Source organism: Corynebacterium hiratae (genome assembly GCF_009708045.1).
GTDB lineage: Bacteria > Actinomycetota > Actinomycetes > Mycobacteriales > Mycobacteriaceae > Corynebacterium > Corynebacterium hiratae.
The window spans coordinates 147746-166635 of the sequence record NZ_VIOG01000001.1 but is presented as its reverse complement, the minus strand read 5'-3'; the positions used below and the strand labels follow the sequence as shown (position 1 = coordinate 166635).

Sequence of the window (18890 nt, the reverse complement as noted above, 5' to 3'; positions counted from 1 at the left end):
CTTATGGCTGATGATCCCCCTGTTCCAGAACACGGCTTCTCCGATCACGAAAACTTCCTTTTTCTTAGAGGAAAGGGCGACAGCGAACAATGGGTGAGGTTCTCTCAACAGGCTCTCGATCTCTGTTCTCCATCAAGTCCGTCTTCTTTAACCATGGAGTCAACGACAGTTGCTCTCACTTTTTCTCTGGATAATCCGGGTAGTGCTTGGATTCTAACCGACTTGAACAAGTAGTCATATGGGCTCGCTGCTCCTGGGCAGTATCGGGAACACTCAGATTGGGGTCAGCGTGCACGCCCAGGCGATCATCGTCGCGGCCTTGAACGAGCAGTGGGATCGTCTTGACGGTGGCCAGCAACGGAGCATCGTGAAGGGCCTGACCCTGGAAAGTAGACACGTCGGGGGTTAGCTATGCTGCTCGGGTCAGTGTAGCTGATTGGAGTGCTTCGAAGTCACCGGTCGCTGGACTCACACCTGGACTCATGCCAGCGTGCGCAAGGCCTACAACAGTCTCAACCACCTCTGGCGCAGCAACCTGCTGTTTGTCTACCTCAACCCACCCGACGGAGTCCTTGATGTACACCGAATCAAAGCCACCACCAACAGCCTTGAAGGCGGAATCAACTCCCAGCTGAAACTACTAGCACGCACTCACCGCGGAAGACGCGGAGAACACCAACGACGAATGCGGGTGCATGGTCGCCAATTATAAGAAAAAGAGCGGCAAGCTTATCGTGCTTGCCACTCTTTGAATGGTACCCCGTACGGGATTTGAACCCGTGTTACCGGCGTGAGAGGCCGGCGTCCTAGGCCGCTAGACGAACGGGGCGTAGAACTGTGACGACTTACTGCAAAGTGCTGCTGCACCTTGCGCAGTTATCACTGCTGGCCTACCAGGACTCGAACCTAGAATGACGGTACCAGAAACCGTTGTGTTGCCAATTACACCATAGGCCATTATCGCTTCGAACTAGCTCGGGGCTTTGCCCCCTCGCTGCTCGCTGCAACGGTTTATAACTATATCCAGCACTACCGATACACACAAATCGCCAGGCCAGAAAGCATTTTCGGGGCGTTAGGAGAGACACCTAACGCCCCGAAATTACAACTCTGTGAGACTGCCCAGGAGGACTACTCAGCGCTCCACGGCGTGAGCGCCTGCGCAGCCTTGAGTCGAGCCAGCGTGGACTCTTTGCCCAGCAACTCCATGGACTCAAACAGCGGCGGGGAGACCTGCTGACCAGAGATAGCTACACGCAGGGCACCGTAGGCCTTGCGGGGCTTGAGGCCGAGGTCGTCGATAAGCGCGGCGGAGAGAACCTTCTCAATCTCCTCCGTCTTCCACTCCTCGAGCTCCTCCAGCTTGGCAATGGAAACCTCCAGCGGCTGGACCGCATCCTCCTTGAGGTTCTTCCGGGCCGCCTTCTCGTCCAGCTCCAGTTCGGTGTCCGGCGTGGTGAGGAAGGACATGAGGCCATAGGCGTCGGACAGCGTCTTGATGCGGGTTTGCACCAGATCTGCGGCGAAAGCGAACTTCTCCTCCGGATAGTCGGCCGGGAAGTCGGTGTACTCGGTGAGATAGTCGCGCAGGCGCTGCGCAAAGTCTGCCGGCTCCAGCAAGCGAATGTGATCCGCATTGATAGCCTCGAGCTTCTTCTGGTCGAAGCGAGCAGGGTTCCCCAACACGTCGTGGACGTCGAAGTTGGCGATGAGCTCGTCGACGGAGAAGATGTCCTGGTCCGCAGACAGGGACCATCCCAAGAGCGACAGGTAGTTGAGCATTCCCTCCGGGATGATGCCGTTGTCGCGGTGATTGAACAGGTTGGACTGCGGGTCACGCTTGGACAGCTTCTTGTTCCCCTCACCCATCACGAAGGGCAGGTGGCCAAACTCAGGCGTCTTCTTGGCAATGCCGAGCTCCACGAGCGCCTCGTAGAGGGCGAGCTGGCGCGGCGTGGAAGACAGGAGGTCCTCTCCGCGCAAAACGTGGGTAACTCCCATAAGCGCATCGTCGACCGGATTAACCAGGGTATAGAGCGGCGCACCGTTCGAGCGCGCCACGACGTAGTCGGGCTGGGTCTCCGATTTGAAGGTCATCTCGCCGCGCACCAGGTCGGTCCAGGACCAATCCTTGTCCGGCATGCGCAGGCGCCAGACCGGCTTGCGGCCCTCCGCCTCGAAAGCGTCGATCTGCTCCTGGGTGAGGTCGCGGTCGAAGTTGTCGTAGCCCAGCTGCGGGTCGCGGCCGGCTGCCTTGTGGCGCTCCTGCACCTCTTCGTTGGTGGAGTAAGCCGGATAGACGTAGCCGCCATCCTTCAGTTTCTGCAGGACGTCGGCGTAGATGTCCATGCGCTGCGACTGGCGGTAAGGCTCGTCCGGGCCACCGACGTTGACGCCTTCATCCCAGCCGAGGCCAAGCCAGTTCAGGGAGTCGATGATGGCCTGGTAGGACTCCTCGGAGTCACGGGCAGCATCGGTGTCTTCAATGCGGAAGATCAGCGTACCGCCAGTGTGGCGGGCATAAGCCCAGTTGAACAGAGCCGTGCGGACCATGCCCACGTGGGGCGTGCCGGTAGGTGAAGGGCAAAAACGGACGCGGACGTCGGATGTTTTTTCAGTCATGCCCACCATCGTAGTTCAGCGCCGCATCGCCGCACCGCCCGCCCCACTTGGGGGTAGTTGAACTCCGTTTCCACTAAGGCTGAGCAGCACCTTTTCCTCATACTTACCGGTACTGGTTTCCATTACCTATAGTGAATTCTCGTTCAAGAACTGAAGAAAGGTCTCCCATCGTGGTTCGTACCCGCTACGCGGCTCTGCTTACGTGCGCCGCACTCCTCGCCTCTCCCGCCACCGCCGTTGCCGGCCCCGACGACGGCAAGCACGTGGCCACCCAAACGCACATCGACTCCCCCAAGGCGTTTTGGGAGGGTAATTCTCTCACCCTCAAGAGCCATTCCGCAGAAAGCAACCACGACCTTGCCGACACGGTCACCTGGGTGGGCAAAGGCTGGGACCAGAACGGAAGCAACCAATACCAGTTCACAGTCCCCGAGGACCCGGCACTTTCCTTCCTCGGAAAGGCTGGCACGACCTACTACATGGCACCTGCCCGCGTACAGGGCAGCCTGGACCCGGTATGGATGGGCTTCGGTGCGGACACCGAGCTGCCTGTCGATGACTTCCGCGACAACATCGCTTCTCTCGACCTCTTAAGCGTCGATGGCCCCGGCGAAGTAGAGATGTTTGGCTACTACCCCGGCCCCGGCGGCCTGCAGCGCTTCTTCGGAACCACCGAGGGTGCCCCGCATTCTGCCTGGCTGACGAGCGGCACGCACACCCACAACTACACCGTCTTCACCAAGCCTGGGCGCTACCAGCTGACCTACCGCACCACCGCGCGCGACAAGGACGGCAAGCTCATCGCTTCCGCACCGACCACCACCTCCATCCAGGTGGGCGGTCAGCGTCCGGCCGCCGATCCAACACCGTCACTCAAGGAGCGGTTCGACAAGGCCACCGCGGGAGATGCCAGCGCACAGGACTACCGGTTGACCATCGCTCCGAAAAAGTCCGGAGACAAGGATGGGGATGAGCGCCTCTCCTCCATCGACTTCACCGGCGGCAGCAACGGCACGCTCACGCTGCTGATCGACGGCTACTTCCTCACCGATCTGCCCGTGAAAGACGGTCAAGCACACTTCGATGAGTTCCTAGGCCCAGAGGCCTCCACGATCCAGGCTGTCTACACCCCGGAGGACGGCAGCCCGCGCTGGATCTCCGAGGAGCTCGCCTACTCAGAGAACGCCGAGCTTTCCACCACCTCGAAGAAGTCTGCGGAGTCCTGGGCAGAGACCACCAACCCCCGCCAGCTCTCCTCCGATCAAGAGGTTTCGGTATCTAACCCGGAGCTGTCCGCGCGGGCCATTCCGGAGGGCGAGGACGCAACACGCATCATCGTTGAGGCCGCCGATAAGAAGCTCGAAGGGTACGTCCATGGTGGCTTCTTCAGCAAGGGCAGCGAGCTTCCCGACGTGGAATTCGACGGGGTCATCAGCAACGGCCGCGCGGAGTTTGTGGTCGGCGCAGACGCAAGCTTCAACGGCAATACCGTGCGCCTGGATATCCTCCCGCACCCGAGCATCAAGCAAGATTCCGGAAGCATCACGCTCACCGAGAACTTCTCCTTTGGGCAGAAATACGAGGGCCGCGGCGCACTCGGCACAACCTCCAAGGCCCCTTCCACCAGCCCGGACAACAACACCAAGCCAGAGGCAGGAAAGTACACCGGTACGTGCGTTGACAAGGCGGTGCTCGACCATGGCCACGTCGATATCGCTGTCACTCGTGACGGCGATAAGTTCCGCACCCGCCTCAAGGATGAGACGGCCATCGTAGACAAGAAGACCGTCGAGCGCCCGCTTGATGACGTTGTCCTCGCCATCCACAACAACGCCCTGCGCCCCCGCCCGGAGGCGCTCAAGGGCAAAGACTTCGACTACCTGGGCAAGGATAAGTTCTTCCTGCTCCCTCAAACCCAAGAGCAGAGCATCATCTGGCCGGGTTATAACACCCAGGCGCTTGACTACCAGGACTACAAAGACGGCACGGTAACCCTCAACATCAAGCCCGTTGAGATGCCCGACGGCGCACAGGTGGGCCTATTCACCACCGAAGGGTTGGGCAAGGGCTTTACTCCCTTGATCAACTCCGCCGAAGGTGACTACTCCATTGAGACCACCTTCGCCTCCCACACCCACACCAACTGGGCGTTTACGAAGCCGGGGATGTACAAGCTCGAGGTCAGCTACTCGGCCACCACTACAGACGGAAAAGAGATCACCTCCGAACCGCAGACGCTCACCGTGGCCGCCGGCGACGCCGCGATCAAGGACTGCGTGAGCGCGAAGGACGGAAACAAGGGCGGAAACAAGGGCGAAGGCAACGACAAGCCCGGCAGCACCAAGCCGAACGACAACAAATCCAGCGGCGAGAAGGACATGAAGTCCTCTATGCCCAAACTCGAGGGTTTGTGGGGCCTCGTGCTTCCCGTTGTCTTGGCCATCGTGTTCCAAGGTTTCCTCAACTTCTACAACAACCACCGCGGCCAGATTGAGTCTCGCCTCAACGGCCTGCTTCATCGCTAGAAAGGACACCGCGTGCACCGCACCACAGAGCTGCACAGAGTCACTGCTGCCCTCTGCGCCATCGCCGTGGCGCTGGCAGTCGTCTTCACGGGCCACCCGGCCACGGCCCGCGCCGATGGCGAGGTTTTCGACACCGGACACGTCGACGCCTTCTATGTCTCCGCACCCGGCGGTGAGCTCACCTTGTCAATGAAGGAAGACATCACCGGTAGCGGTGTCGTCCGCCCAGGCAACGATGTCACCCTCAAAGTGGCCGAGGAGGCCTGGAGCGAGGCCACCGAGGGCATCGATGGGATTGGCGCACCGACGTATTACCTCCCCCAGACCCAGGACAGTTCGCTGCTCTGGCCGGGATGGGATACCCAGTCTGCACAATCGGCTGGCTACACCGACATCAACTTCGAGTTCGTCGAGGTCACCGGCCCCGGTGATATCTTCGTCTTCGAAACGGCAGGCTTCGGCGATATCCAGCCTGTCACCGACGCCGGCGCGCTGGACCTGGTGTCCGGGGACGTCATCAACCAGGCCTACCCGGCACACCGACACGTCAACTGGGCTTTTAGCGAACCCGGTATCTACACCATGACGGTGCAGGCAGAATCCAACGGGGACACGAGTAACCAGGTCACCTATACCTGGGACGTCGGTGATGCAGAAGCCACGCCCCGGGAAGAAGAGTCGGATACCGACCACGGTGCTGAGAGCTCTGCTGAGCCCGACGACGTCACCTTGGGCGAGGCCTCTTCCGACGAGCCTGTCTCCTCGAACTCAGGCTCCCGCTCTGGGGGCGGAAGCTCCGGAGGCGCTACCCGCGGTGCGGCGTCGGCTGCGGGAACTAAGAACGCGGAACAAAAGGCACAGGACAAGGAGCGAAAGGGCCGCTCAGAGCGCAAGGAAAGGAAGGAGCGCAAGCCTGCCCGCGCAGCCGACAAAGCAGCGCCAGCCGCGGAGAATGTAGAGACGGTCGCTGCTGCCGGCTATTACGACAGCGGGCAAAACCTACTGCCGTGGGGCATCGGAATCTTGGGCCTCGGCATGCTCGTGCTTGGCCTAGCCCTAGCACGTCTCGCACTCATGAAGGGCCGCGACTAATGCCGCACGGAGTACGCACCCGGACGCATCCCATCGCGCTGCTCTCGGCGGTGCTTATTGGCGCGTCCACGCTCAGTGGTTGCGCGAGCACCGCCAGCGGGGACGATGCGAAGCTCAAGGTGGTGGCAACGACGCCGATTCTGGGGGACGTCGCCAAGCACGTGGCCGGGGACGACGCTGCGGTGACCACGTTGATTCCTGCGGGCAAGGACCCACACACCTTTGAGCCGAGCTTGCGCTCGGTGCGGGATGTCGCCAACGCGGATGTGCTGCTGGCCAATGGGTTTCTCCTCGAGCCGCAGAACCTGTTGAAGACGCTGCGGGAATCATCGGATGTTCCGGTCACCGAGGTAGCGGACCAAGCGTCCACGCGCGGGGCCCGTCTCGTGCCGCTGGTGGAAAACGTTGCCCTCGATGCCGTCTGGCTGGGGTTGCGTGTGCGCAATGCCCCGCCGGGTACAACGAGCGTAACCATGAGCCTGCTCGATGCCGAGGGGCCAGGCGATGTTGCGGCCTACGTCGTATCCACGTTTGGTACGCCCGAAGCACTCTTTAACACGGCTGATGGTCTGGACGAACGCGACGATTCCACGACGCTGCCGGCCAACGCCCACACGCACGTCTCGTGGGCCTTCACCAAGCCGGGCATATACCGTCTCACTTTTGGCGCAACTGATAGTTTACCGCAGGAATTCACGGTGGCCGTAGGCGTACAGCCACCTGATGGAATGACCTCCCTGGATGCGGGACACGTAGATATCACCGCGGACCTGTCCACGGGCGAGCTCGACTTGGAGGATCAAGGCGAAGGTTTCGACCCGCGCACTACGGCGTTGAGCATTCCCAACTCCACCCTGCAGCAGATTCCGCCGGATCCCGCTTACCGCTTCCTGGGGCGCCCGGGTGAAGAGACCTACCTGCTGCCTCAGGCTGTCCTGGGCAAGCACATCCACGGCGAGGTTGACCCGCACCTGTGGCACAACGCGGCCAATGGCATCAGCTATGCCGAGGTCATCGCCGAGCAGCTGGCCGTGGCGGATCCGTCCCACGGCGCGGACTATCGGGAGCGCGCTCAGGACTACATCGAGCAGTTGCATGACGCGGACGCGGAGGTGCGGCGGCTCATCGAAGACATCCCGGAGCGTAACCGGCACTTGGTCACGCCTCATCACGGCTATGCCTACCTGGAACAAGGTTATGGCCTTGATATTGCGGGATTCGTCACTCCCAACCCGGCCATCGAGCCTTCGCCGCGGGACGTCATCGCCCTGCGCCGCACGTTGGAGAATCTCCGCCTGCCCGCGGTCTTCGTCGAACCTACACAACAGGCCAGCGCCGATGTCATCCGTGAGGCTGCCGAATCCCTTGGGATCGCGGTCTGCCCCATCTACGGCGACACTCTCGATGACACCGTCCCCACGTATCTCGACCTCCTGCGATTCAACGCACACTCACTCAACCGCTGCTTAGGCAGCACCACGAAGGAAACTCATGTCTAATCGCACCATCCACACACTAGGCACGTCCCTGGCGGCAACACTGACCGCTGCGGCGCTGGCTTTCGCACCGGTGACCGCGTGGGCCGGTGATCTGGCCCAGGTCGTGAGCGCCGATGAAGAGGTCGCCGCACCTGGGACAGAGGCCACCATCGACCACGGTCACGTGGACCTCGGGCTACTGCTTGTCGACGGGCAAGCCCAGTTCCTCGCCCGCGATGATTCAGCAGCCACGCCGGTGTGGCGTGATCCTGCTGACGTGGTCTTCGACGTCGGCGACAATGCCCAACTCACCCTTCCGGAGGACAAAGCCTTTTCCTTTGTCGGCGCCGAGCCTGGATCGCAGGTGTGGGTCGTTCCCCAAACAGAACAAGCCGACGTGCCGTGGCTGGGCTGGAATACCCAGGCGCCCTCGCTAACGGAGAACGTTGACCGCGGCCTCACCATGGAGTTCTTAGGCCACCAAGGGCCGGGCGAGTTTTCCCTCTTCCTACAGAACGGCGGCTTCGAAGAACCGCAACTGCTGTGGTCCACCGCAACCGGGGACACGGACGGTTTCTGGGTGGACCTGGGCACGCACACGCACGCTAACTGGGTATTTAGCGAGCCCGGCATCCACCAGGTTCGGGTACGCATGAGCGGGCAAGGCGCGGGCGAGAGCGCCGGGAGCGATGTCGCTGCCGAGGCCACGTTGACCTTTGCCGTCGGTGCAGGCACCGACGTCGCGCAGGCACACGCCGCGCAGTGGGATCCGAGCTCCGAGTCCTCGGGTGCCTCAGCGGGCGCCGCGGTGCCGGTGTGGGTCTGGGCACTCGCCGGTGCGGGCCTACTCGTCCTCGTCGGGGCTGTGTTTGCGGTGCTACGCGCGAAAGGCGGGCGCCGTGGCTAATCCCTTCATCTCAATCAACGACCTGGCAGTATCGCTTTCTGGCCGCCAGGTCATCGACGGCGCATGCTTCGACGTCGACCCCGGCGAGTTTATTGGGCTTCTCGGACCGAACGGAGCCGGTAAGACCACGCTGATGCGCGCCGTTCTGGGGCTGGTCCCCTTCACCGGTACCATCGACGTCACCACCTCGTTGGGCTACGTTCCGCAGCGCCACGACGTGGAGTGGGACTTCCCCATCAGCGTGGCCAAGGCAGTGCTCAGCGGGCGCACGCGAATGGTGGGCTGGTTCCGGCGGCCGGGCCGTGCTGACAAGCAGGCCGCCCGCCGCGCCATCGAGTTGACCAATTTGGAAGAGTTCGCACAGCGCCCCATTGCGCAGCTGTCCGGCGGCCAACGCCAGCGCGTCCTCATCGCCCGCGCTCTGGCCTGCGAGCCCGAGGTGCTGCTTCTCGACGAACCCTTCACCGGACTCGACGCTCCCAACACCGAGGAGCTACTGACTCTTTTCCAGAAACTTACCGACCAGGGAAGCAGCGTGGTCATGTCCACGCACAACCTCTCCGAGGCCGCGCATTCGTGTTCGCGACTGGTGCTCTTTAACCGGGGGATCGTCGCGGACGGGCCCGCTGAGGACCTGCGCCTGACCCCGCAGCCGTGGAGCGAGACCTTCGGGGTATCGGCCTCCTCACCGCTGCTCTCTGCGATTGGGGTGGCGGCATGATCGACATTTCGCTTGTTGAGTTCTTCCAGGACCTGGCCAACCCGCACCTGGACTTTTTGGCCCGCGCGGTCGGCATCTCCATCCTCGCGGCGATCGTGTGCGGGGTGGTGGGGTGCTACGTCGTGCTGCGCGGGATGGCCTTTATCGGCGATGCCGTCTCCCACGCGGTGTTCCCGGGTCTGGCTATCGCTTTCGTGCTCCAGGGCTCAGTACTGCTCGGCGGCGCCGTGGCGGGCTGCACCGTCGCCGTGCTCATCGCGTGCTTCTCTCAGCGGCGCACGGTCCGCGAGGACTCCGTCATCGGTATCTTCTTCGCCGCATCCTTTGCGTTCGGCATGGTCATTATCTCCCGGGTGGAGGGCTATACGGCCTCGCTCACGAGCTTCCTCTTCGGATCGCTGACGGGTGTCTCCCGTGCAGATCTCTACACCGCGTTCATCGTCACGGTGCTCATCGTTGGGGCCGTGGTCTTGCTCGGCCCCCAGCTCACCGCCACGTGCTTGGACAAAGAGACCGCCCGCGCGATGGGACTGCCCGTCTTTGCTCTGGACATCGTGCTCTACCTCTGCGTGACCGGCGCGGTGGTCATCTCTGTGGGCACCATCGGCAACGTCCTCGTGCTCGCCCTACTCATTACCCCGGCGGCCACGGCGCGGCTGCTCTGTGACTCGCTGGGGTCGATGATGATCGCCTCCGCGGCCATCGGTTCGCTCGGCAGCTTCTTCGGCATCTATCTGGCGTGGGCCATCGATCTTCCCGCTGGTGCGACCATCGTGCTGCTGCTTACTGCTTGCTTCCTCGCGGCGTGGGCGCTGTCCCCTCTTCTGCATTCTCGTCGTGCCACGGCATCCTCCCTGCACCCATCTGAATCAAAGGAGTCCCTGTCCGCATGAACATCCGTCCCCTAACCTTGACCGCTGCCGCCGCTATCGCCCTGAGCTCGCCGACGATGATTGCTTCTGCAGCGCCCGCTGTTGCCGCGGAGCGCGCGGGCGAGTCCTCCTGCGATGCCAGCTCCCTGCATGCCTTTAGCCGCGGACACCAAGATCTCGCGCTGGTGGGAGATTCTGGCAACATCTCCTTCATCGCCCGCGACGATGAGTCCGGCAAGGACTACGATTCCGGCGAGTTCTACGTGGAGGTCGGCAGCAATGCCGCCTTCGATGAGTCAGCCGGAAGCGATATCCCGTCGAGTGGTTGGCAGATCCCCCAAACCCAAGACCCGGCAATCCCCTGGCTTGGTTTCAACACCAGCTACCTCGACCCGGCAACGGCCGAGGGCGCTACCCTGTCGCTAACGCTGCACAGCGCACCGGAAGGCGGACGTATGGTGGGATTCCAAAACTCCCTGGGTGCAGCGCCCACCGTCCTCTTTGATTCGGAAGACCCAGACATCACCTGGGACTACCCCGATCACTTCCACAGCCACACCGGGATCATTTTCACCGAGCCAGGCGCCTATGCCGCAACCTTCACGTTTACGCTCAACGATGGCTCGGAGCATTCCATCGACGTTCCTTTCCTCGTAGGTGAAGCGGAGCCCGACGAGGTGTGTCAACTGGATTGGGGTGCCAGTGCCGGCGCTGGGCAGGGCTCTGGTTCTGGCAGCGCGAAGAACCGCCCGCAGCAGTTGGCCAAGGAGATCAACGACACCTCTAAGTCCATCGCTCAGTTAGACAAGACGATGGATAAAACCTTCAAGGAGGCCGAGGCCGTCCTCAACGGCGCGCAGCCCTCCACGTCCAGAGACGCCAAAGACTCGAAGCAGTCTGAGCGCTCCGCGCGAAGCACCGAAAAGAAGCCGGCCGCAGATGCTTCTGAAAGAAGCCAACGTCCTGAGACGCAGGGCCAGCGCGCCCCACAGAACGGATCATCCCACACTGTGGAACAACAGAGAGATTCCACACATCGGAACACCTCGAACGGGCGCTCTGCTACTCGCGCGAAAGAGTCCGGGAGTACCGCGGCGCCCAAGAAGGAACGAAGCACCAAGCATACCGCCGCGGCGCAGCGCCCCGCCCCAAGCACGGAGGAACAGCAGGCTGGAAGCGCAAACATCCAGGCTATGAGCTATGGCGCACCGATGGCCGGCTTCTGGGCGGGCTTCCTTGCGGGCATGGGTTCCCTTGCGCTTCTCCTCGGTATCGGGCTGTTCATCGCTGTGCAGTTCTTCCGCCCGCGCAACCGCGACTAGTCCCCTAGGGGCGGTCACCCCGCATAAGGAGTGGATCTGGTTTCGGTAAGAAGGAAAGAAGGAACTAGAGTTATTCCTTATGTGTGAAAACAGACCCTCCACCGCCCCCGACTTCCTCCTGTCCCGCGCGACGGGGTCTGTGCGTACCCAAGGTTCGGCTGCGACCTTCAGCGATGTCGATGCCGCCGTAGCCGAGCTGCGTGCCGGCGCGGTCCCGATGATCGTCGGCGCGCTTCCCTTCCACAAGGGAGATCCGGCCGCTTTGACAGTCCCGCGCAACATTATCCGTGAGGACGGCCCGCTCGAGCCACATGCCTACTACCGCAGCGGCACGCTCAACGCGCGGGTTACCGGTTTCGATCCGGAACCGGAGGAACACCTTCGCCGCATTGAAGCAGCCATCGCCACGATCGAGGCGTCGAAGTTGGACAAGGTAGTCCTCGCCCGCGCCGTTGACATTGAGTTCAACGCCCCTGTCGATCCGCTCCTCGTCGCCGCGCGGCTGATCGATCTGTCCTCCCATCGCGATGGTTTCATCGCCGACCTCACCCCGGCGGGGCGACCCGGAGCGATGCTCGTGGGCTCTTCCCCGGAGGTGCTCATCAAGAAGCAGGGTTCAACAGTCACGGCCTTCCCCTTGGCCGGATCCGCACCCCGGCAGGCAGATAAAGCACGCGACATCATGGCAGGTCAGGACCTGCACAATTCCGAGAAGGATTTGCGCGAGCATGCCTTCGTGGTCGACCACATCCGCCGCATCCTGCAGCCGCTGTGCGCGACTCTCGACGCCCCCGCCTCACCCCAGCTCACCTCCACCAATGAAATGTGGCATCTGGGCACCCCGATTGCGGGAACCCTCAAGGACTCCAGCATTACGGCACTGGAGCTGGCCGAGTTGGTTTACCCCACCCCAGCTATTTGCGGCACCCCCACCGAAGCTGCACAGGCGCTCATCGAGACCGCTGAGACCGACCGCGGCTTCTATGCCGGCGCGGTGGGCTGGTGCGATGATTCCGGCGACGGCGAATACATGGTGGCCATCCGCTGCGCGGAGGTCTCGGGCGATGGCCTGTCCGCCCGCGCCTGGGCGGGCGGTGGAATCGTCGTGGATTCCGACCCGACGGCCGAGCTTCAGGAAACCACAGCGAAGCTGCGCACCATTCTCCGCGCGCTCAACCTCTAGAGCAGCGACTAAGCGCGCTCGATCGGGTTCTTCAAGCTACCTACGCCGGGGATCTCAATTTCGATGGTATCGCCCGGCACCATCGGCGCCGTGCCAGCCGGGGATCCGGTGGTGATGACATCGCCCGGCAACAGGGTGTAGGACTGCGAGATCTCAGCGATAATATCGCCCATCTTCACGATCATCTGGTCGGTGTTGGAGTCCTGTTTCTGCTCGCGCTTGCCATCGTGCGTGAGGTAGGCGTTGATCTTCTGATCATCGAGATTGATGCAGTCCAGGTCCGTCTCAATCCACGGGCCCAGCGGGCAGAAGGTGTCGATCCCCTTCGCGCGTGCCCACTGGCCATCCTGGAACTGCAGGTCGCGGGAGGACACATCGTTACAAATGGTGTAGCCGACAACGTGATCGCGCCATTTCTCCGGATCAATATTCTTCGACACCTTAGAGATCACCACAGCGAGCTCGCCCTCAAATTCGACGTTGGTGGCAAACTCCGGAATCTTGATGGGTGCGCCCGGGCCAATGACCGCGGTGGAGGGCTTGATGAAGATGGTCGGCGGCAGGTGCTCGGCAGACTCCTTGAAGACCTCCGCGACGTGATCGGCGTAGTTGCGGCCGAGTGCTACGACCTTGGTCGGCAGGGTCGGCGCCAGCAAGCGCACCTCACTCAGCGGCCACTCGCGTCCAGTGGGCTCCGGCGGCGTAAACGGGGTGCCGGAAATTTCCTTGGCCACCAGCTGATCCAGCGGGGCGTCGGCGGGGCCATCGATAATGGCGAAACAGATACCTTCGGTGTGAGCAATTCGTCCTAAACGCATAACGGCCATACTACTCGCAAGGATTTTTAACTCACGATCAGGGGCCTGTAGTAAAGGTTGCAAAGAAAGCGTCGTCTATCTCAGCGTTGGACGACGTCTCCCAGGGTCACCGCTCGCGTGCTCCCCCGCTGCGCCAGGTATAGCTCTGCGCAGGCCAAGGCGTCGCTCAGCGCATTGTGGCTGCCATAGCGCGGCAGACCATAGCGCTCTCGGACGCGGGGAAGGCGTAGGTCCTCGCCGCGCGGGTAGGTGCCCATGCGCTCCATGTGGCGCCGCTCCAACGCAAAGGTATCCACCACGCTCAGCCGCGGGCGCTCTCCGAACACCGCGCGGGATGCAGCCTCAATGAATCCCACTTCAAGTGCTGCGAAGTGTGCGAGCAACGCGCGTCCCTGCACCGCCTGGCGCAACTGCTCCATAGCGCTCTCCAGCTCCTCTCCGGCGTCGATGACGTTTTGGGTCAGCAGGTGGACATGTGCGTCGTCGGCCACCTGCGCGCCGCGCACCACGATATATCCAGCCCCGGATAAGTCGATGGTTCTGCCATTAACCGGAACCCAGCCGATAGAGACGATCTTCCCCGTGCGGGGGTTAAGGCTGGTCGTCTCCATGTCCACGGCCAGCAAGCCCACGTCATCAAGGGGTGTAGTGCGCGGGGCGCGCCCCAGTCCGCCCGGCGGCTCCAGCGATTCCACATCTAGATATTCCTCACTGGGTATTTGGTCGCGAGGGCATTCTGCATCGACTTGATCGCCCGGAAAGCATCGCGCAGGTGCTCGCGTTCCATGCGCCCCAGGCTCTTGGGGTCGATGTTGTAATTGGGCTGCTGGCCCTCGCGCAGCTGGTGGGCTTGGTGTTGGAAGGAGAGGGAGCGCAGGTAGTCGAAGGCGTCGAGAAGCTCCTGTGCTCCCTGTTGGCTCACCGCATGACCCGCTGCTTCCCTGAGGCGGTGGCGGGTATCCACCACCGTCGAGCCGGAAGCCAAGGCGAAGAGCCGGGCCATCTGTACGATTCCGGCGGTCCCGCCCTTCTTAATGTCGAGGGTGTTGGCGTAGTCGCCATCGCGTTCCACCACCAGCCCTCTGAAGAAGGTCAGCGGCGGCTCGCGGCGCGCTGCCAAGCTGGCCAGGTGCGCGTGCAAGCGAGTTGCGCCCTTACCCATTTCTACGGCAGCAGTGTGAACTTCCCGGCCCAGCTCCTCGCTGCCATAGAGGACACGGAAATCGAAGAAGATCTGTGCGTTGAGCAGAGCCTCCGGTTGGGGCTCCCGGATCCACCTACGGAAGGTATCGATCCAGTGGGTCCGGGGCATCCGCCATTCTTCGTTCATCGCCATCATGTTGCCGGGGCAGAGAACTTGGCCGGCGTCGGCAAGCCCCTGGCAGACGAAGGAGCTCATCCGCGCGAAGTAGTCGCCGTGTACCGCGGCATCGTAGTCATCAGCAAGGACCAGAGCATTGTCCTGATCCGAGGCTAGCGCCATTTCCCGGCGGCCCTGCGAACCGACGGCCACGAAGGCATACTCGACCGGCGGGGGTCCAAGTTCCTCCTCGGCTAGCGTGCACAGGCGGCGAGCCACGGCATCAGCGGCGAGCGTGACCAGGCTGGAGGCTTCCGCCGGGGTGGAGCCGCGCTCCACGTAACGCCCGGCCAGGCGCGTGGCTTCCTGAAAAGCGCCACGAAGCTCAGCGGCACTGCTGCGCCGTGAGAGATCCGCGGTGAGGTAGAGCGGATCGTTATGGAGCAGGCGCGTAACGTCCGACTGCGTGACAATGCCCTGCAATGCGCCCTCGGTGACCACCGGCAGGTGGTGGATACCTCGCTCGGCCATGTGCAGCAGCGCCTCCATGGCGGGGGCATCGGCAGATACCGTCAGCGGGTTGGGCGTCATGATCTCCCCCACCGCCTGGCCAGGATCGCGGTGAACGGCGAGCACGCGGGAGCGCAGATCGCGGTCCGTCACGATGCCCTTAAGGCGGGTGCCGTTCTGGTTCCCGGGCTCCACGACGAGGAGCGAGGACACACTCCGGTCAGTCATCATGCCAGCGGCTTCCGCGATCGTGGTGGTGGGCGGAGCGGTGAGCACGTCGGTGCGGATAAGGTCCTGCAGCGGCGTGCGGAGAACATCCGTCGGTGCGGAATCGGACAGCTCGCGGGCGGCTGCTCGGATCTGGCGCGACTTGGCCGAAAAGAACCGTGCGATGTCTGGGTTGCGTTGGGCGCACTCGCTAAAAGCGTGCTGCGGCAGGGTGAAGACCAGACTGTCTTCGACCGCGACCATCTCATAGACGGAAACCGGCTCACCCTGCAGCGTGGAATAGCCGAAGGTCAGCCCGGGTTCGCGCCGATCGAGGAGGACGCCATCCTCTCCCAGAACATCTATTGCCCCGGTGCGGATGATGTGCAGGAATGCGTTTTCCTCCCCGAGCCGGACGGGGACATCCCCGCGGCGCAGGTAGATCATGCTCAGCTGTGCAGACAGCGCGGTGAGCTCTTCCTCCGGCAGGCGGGAGAAAGGCTCGTGCTGGGCGAGGAAGCTAGTGACCTCGTCTATTTCGACGCTCATGCGCCAACCATACAGTGCTAGGCGCGCAGCGCGGAGGCGATTCGGTCACCAATTTCGGTGGTCTTTGGCTGTGCATCCCCACGGGAGGAGACGTCGGCAGCAACGGCCTCTTCAATGCGCACAGCGTTGTCCTCGTCACCGAGGTGGCGCAGTAGCATCGCGGCCGAGAGGATCGCCGCGGTCGGATCCGCAATCCCCTTGCCCGCGATGTCCGGGGCAGAACCGTGGACAGGCTCGAACATGGAGGGATTCGCACCGGAGGCGTCAATGTTTCCGGAGGCGGCCAAGCCGATGCCACCGGTAACAGCACCGGCCAGGTCAGTCAGGATGTCACCAAAGAGGTTATCGGTCACAATGACGTCGTAACGCGTGGGATCGGTGACCATGTAGATGGTTGCGGCATCGATGTGGTTGTAGTCCACGGTGACCTCCGGGAACTCCTGTGCCACCTCGTTCACGGTGCGCTGCCACAGCCCACCGGCATTGACCAAAACGTTGGTCTTGTGCACCAGCGTGACGTGCTTGCGGCGGGACATCGCGCGTTGGAAGGCATCGCGCACCACGCGCTCAACGCCGTAGCGGGTGTTCTGGGAAACCTCCGAGGCCACCTCGTGCTCGGTGCCCTCGCGCAGAGTTCCTCCGTTACCGCAGTACAGGCCTTCGGTGCCCTCGCGCACGACGACGAAGTCGATATCGCCCGGGTTAGCCAGCGGGGAGGTGGACGTCGGGTACAACTTGGAGGGGCGCAGGTTAACGTGGTGGTCGAGCGCAAAACGCATCTTCAGCAGCAGGCCGCGCTCCAAGACGCCGGGCGGAACCTCACCGGGGGCGCCAATCGCACCGAGCAGGATGGCGTCGTGCTCGCGCAGGGAGGCCAGGTCGGCGTCGGTAAGCAGCTCTCCGTTGCGCAGGTAGCGTCGAGCACCCAGGTCGTAATCGGTTGCCTCGATGTCCTCGCGCACCGCGCGCAGAACCTTGAGCGCTTCCGCGGTTACCTCGGGGCCAATGCCGTCGCCGCCAATCACTGCAAGTTTCATTTTGTGGGATTCCTTTCTCACATATTGGATACTTGAGAGAGTACCACCCTCGAGCCCTCCATGAAGCCGAAACCCCCTGAAGAACCATGACTGGCTCTGCAGGGGGCGGTGGACTCCACTCAGGTGCGGTGTAGATTAGGCATCCAAATCGAGCTGGTGGCAGGTAGCCCCCAGCGCCGAGTTGATCTCCTCGACGAGCTCCTCTGGTACCTCGCGCTCGACGCGCAGAATGAGCACAGCGTCGGAGGCGTCCTTGCCCTGGGTCAAGGCGGCGGCGACAATGTTGATGCCGGCAGAGCCCAGCTTGGTACCCACGGTACCCAGCGCGCCCGGGGCATCCTTGTAGGAGAAGAAGAGGTTGCGGCCGGTAGCGCGCATATCGACGCCGCGGCCGTTGATGCGGATAATCTTCTCCACCCCGTCAATGCCGGTCAGGGCACCGGTCAGCTGCGATACCTTACCGTTGGGGCCAATCACCCTGACGCGCACCGAAGAGCGGTGGCCCTTCGACTCCACGTTGGTCTTCACGTCCACGGTCACGCCGCGGCTTTCGGCGATCTTCATTGCGTTAACGAAGGTGACAGCCTCCGAGACCACGCCGGAAAACAGTCCGCGAACAGCAGACAGACCAAGAGCCGAGACATCCTCGTTGGCCAGCTCACCGCAGGCCTCGACCTCCACGGCAACCGGTGCAGCATCCAGCAGGTTGCCGGCTACCAAGCCCAGCTTGCGGGTCAGGTCCAACCAGCCGGCGACTTCCTCGCCGACCCGGCCGCCTTCAACGTTGACGGCATCCGCGACGAACTCGCCGGCCAGTGCCTTCAACACGGAGGCGGCGACATCGGTACCGGCGCGGTCCTGCGCTTCGACCGTGGATGCGCCCAAGTGCGGGGACACGGTAACTTGCGGAAGCTCAAACAGCGGGGAATCGGTGCAGGGCTCGGAAGCATAGACGTCGAAGCCTGCGCCGCGGTGGTGGCCAGACTTGATGGAGGCAGCTAGCGCCGCTTCATCGACGAGGCCGCCGCGGGCGGCGTTAATGATGATCTGGCCCTTCTTGGCCTGCGCCAAAAGCTCGGCATCGAACATGCCGGCGGTCTCCGGGGTCTTGGGCAGGTGGATCGTCACAAAGTCAGAGCGGGACATGAGCTCCTCAAGGCTCACCAGCTCCACACCCAGCGCTGCCGCACGGGCCGGGTTGGCATAAGGATCGTGCGCGATGATGGTGGTCTCAAAGGCCGCCAGGCGCTGGGCAAAGAGCTGGCCGATGTGGCCGAAGCCCACGATGCCGATGGTCTTGCCATAGATCTCGACGCCTTTGAAGGACGAGCGCTTCCACTCGCCTTGGCGAAGAGACTGATCCGCCGCCGGCACCTGGCGCGCGGTGGCCAGGAGCAAGGCGATGGCCTGCTCGCAGGCGGAGTGGATGTTGGAGGTCGGCGCGTTGACAACCATGACTCCACGCTCAGTGGCGGCTGGGATGTCAACGTTGTCCAAGCCAACGCCGGCACGGCCGACGATCTTCAGGTTCTCTGCGGCGGCCAAAACCTCCGCGTCCACGGTCGTGGCGGAGCGGACGAGGAGCGCATCGGCCTCAGGCACTGCGGCGAGAAGTTCCTCGCGGTTTGGGCCATCAACCCAGCGAACCTCAACGGTGTCACCGAGGGCATCAACAGTGGATTCGGCAAGCTTATCGGCGATAAGTACGACCGGCTTCGACATAACTTCCTTTACTAGTCAGAATTGG

The 18890-nt window shown here is 62.7% G+C and carries 15 protein-coding genes, 2 tRNA genes and 1 pseudogene; 10 read left to right on the top strand and 8 right to left on the bottom strand.

The annotated features are described in order from the left end of the window. Positions 1 to 3 precede the first annotated feature (3 nt). Entirely contained in the window at positions 4 to 234 is a 231-nt protein-coding gene (locus FME68_RS00715; RefSeq protein ID WP_143342263.1) for a hypothetical protein, read from the top strand. A 232-nt stretch (positions 235 to 466) separates the two neighbouring features. After that, positions 467 to 688, top strand: a pseudogene (locus FME68_RS00710) (IS1249 family transposase); the annotation flags it as partial. Positions 689 to 753: 65 nt separating this feature from the next. Here FME68_RS00710 and FME68_RS00705 read toward each other — a convergent pair. From FME68_RS00705 to gltX, 3 genes are all read right to left on the bottom strand, one after another. Continuing rightward, positions 754 to 829, bottom strand: a tRNA-Glu gene (locus FME68_RS00705). Between the two features lie 56 nt (positions 830 to 885). Next, a tRNA-Gln gene (locus FME68_RS00700) sits at positions 886 to 957 on the bottom strand. A 174-nt stretch (positions 958 to 1131) separates the two neighbouring features. Beyond that, positions 1132 to 2631 carry a glutamate--tRNA ligase gene (gene gltX, locus FME68_RS00695; protein ID WP_158395397.1) on the bottom strand — a complete coding sequence of 500 codons (1500 nt, stop codon included), beginning with the start codon at positions 2629 to 2631 and terminating at the stop codon, positions 1132 to 1134. A 161-nt stretch (positions 2632 to 2792) separates the two neighbouring features. Here gltX and FME68_RS00690 point away from each other — a divergent pair, with 161 nt between their 5' ends. The 8 genes from FME68_RS00690 to FME68_RS00655 all read left to right on the top strand — a co-directional run bounded on the left by FME68_RS00690 (position 2793) and on the right by FME68_RS00655 (position 12722). Further along, positions 2793 to 5147, top strand: a complete 2355-nt coding sequence (locus FME68_RS00690; protein ID WP_328287663.1) for a choice-of-anchor M domain-containing protein — start codon at positions 2793 to 2795, stop codon at positions 5145 to 5147. A gap of 12 nt (positions 5148 to 5159) precedes the next feature. Then, complete coding sequence (locus FME68_RS00685) at positions 5160 to 6239, top strand: choice-of-anchor M domain-containing protein (protein WP_328287662.1); 1080 nt, start codon at positions 5160 to 5162, stop codon at positions 6237 to 6239. Continuing rightward, positions 6239 to 7738, top strand: coding sequence for an anchored repeat ABC transporter, substrate-binding protein (locus FME68_RS00680; protein ID WP_158395395.1), 1500 nt, complete (start codon positions 6239 to 6241; stop codon positions 7736 to 7738). Before FME68_RS00685 ends, FME68_RS00680 begins: the two co-directional genes overlap by 1 nt. Next, complete coding sequence (locus FME68_RS00675) at positions 7731 to 8624, top strand: choice-of-anchor M domain-containing protein (RefSeq protein WP_158395393.1); 894 nt, start codon at positions 7731 to 7733, stop codon at positions 8622 to 8624. Before FME68_RS00680 ends, FME68_RS00675 begins: the two co-directional genes overlap by 8 nt. Then, positions 8617 to 9345 (top strand): anchored repeat-type ABC transporter ATP-binding subunit, encoded by a 729-nt coding sequence (locus FME68_RS00670; RefSeq protein ID WP_328287661.1) that lies wholly within the window; start codon positions 8617 to 8619, stop codon positions 9343 to 9345. Before FME68_RS00675 ends, FME68_RS00670 begins: the two co-directional genes overlap by 8 nt. Next, a complete protein-coding gene (locus FME68_RS00665) occupies positions 9342 to 10238 on the top strand; it encodes an anchored repeat-type ABC transporter permease subunit (protein WP_158395391.1) in 897 nt (298 codons plus the stop codon). Before FME68_RS00670 ends, FME68_RS00665 begins: the two co-directional genes overlap by 4 nt. Next, a complete protein-coding gene (locus tag FME68_RS00660) occupies positions 10235 to 11539 on the top strand; it encodes a choice-of-anchor M domain-containing protein (protein ID WP_158395389.1) in 1305 nt (434 codons plus the stop codon). Before FME68_RS00665 ends, FME68_RS00660 begins: the two co-directional genes overlap by 4 nt. Positions 11540 to 11618: 79 nt before the next feature. Then, positions 11619 to 12722, top strand: coding sequence for an isochorismate synthase (locus FME68_RS00655; RefSeq protein ID WP_158395387.1), 1104 nt, complete (start codon positions 11619 to 11621; stop codon positions 12720 to 12722). 8 nt (positions 12723 to 12730) lie between these two features. On the opposite strand, the gene FME68_RS00650 is transcribed toward FME68_RS00655, so the two are convergent. The 5 genes from FME68_RS00650 to serA form a co-directional block, all read right to left on the bottom strand. Continuing rightward, positions 12731 to 13540: a fumarylacetoacetate hydrolase family protein gene (locus FME68_RS00650; protein ID WP_185963798.1), complete on the bottom strand. Its 810-nt coding sequence runs from the start codon at positions 13538 to 13540 to the stop codon at positions 12731 to 12733. 80 nt (positions 13541 to 13620) lie between these two features. Beyond that, positions 13621 to 14235, bottom strand: coding sequence for an exonuclease domain-containing protein (locus FME68_RS00645; RefSeq protein ID WP_439329101.1), 615 nt, complete (start codon positions 14233 to 14235; stop codon positions 13621 to 13623). 2 nt (positions 14236 to 14237) lie between these two features. Beyond that, positions 14238 to 16106, bottom strand: coding sequence for a DUF294 nucleotidyltransferase-like domain-containing protein (locus FME68_RS00640; RefSeq protein WP_158395385.1), 1869 nt, complete (start codon positions 16104 to 16106; stop codon positions 14238 to 14240). Between the two features lie 17 nt (positions 16107 to 16123). After that, positions 16124 to 17143 carry a 3-isopropylmalate dehydrogenase gene (locus FME68_RS00635; protein ID WP_158395383.1) on the bottom strand — a complete coding sequence of 340 codons (1020 nt, stop codon included), beginning with the start codon at positions 17141 to 17143 and terminating at the stop codon, positions 16124 to 16126. Positions 17144 to 17278: 135 nt separating this feature from the next. Then, the gene (gene serA / locus FME68_RS00630) at positions 17279 to 18865 is read right to left on the bottom strand and encodes a phosphoglycerate dehydrogenase (RefSeq protein WP_049156496.1); all 1587 of its coding nucleotides are present in this window, start codon (positions 18863 to 18865) and stop codon (positions 17279 to 17281) included. Positions 18866 to 18890 lie beyond the last annotated feature (25 nt).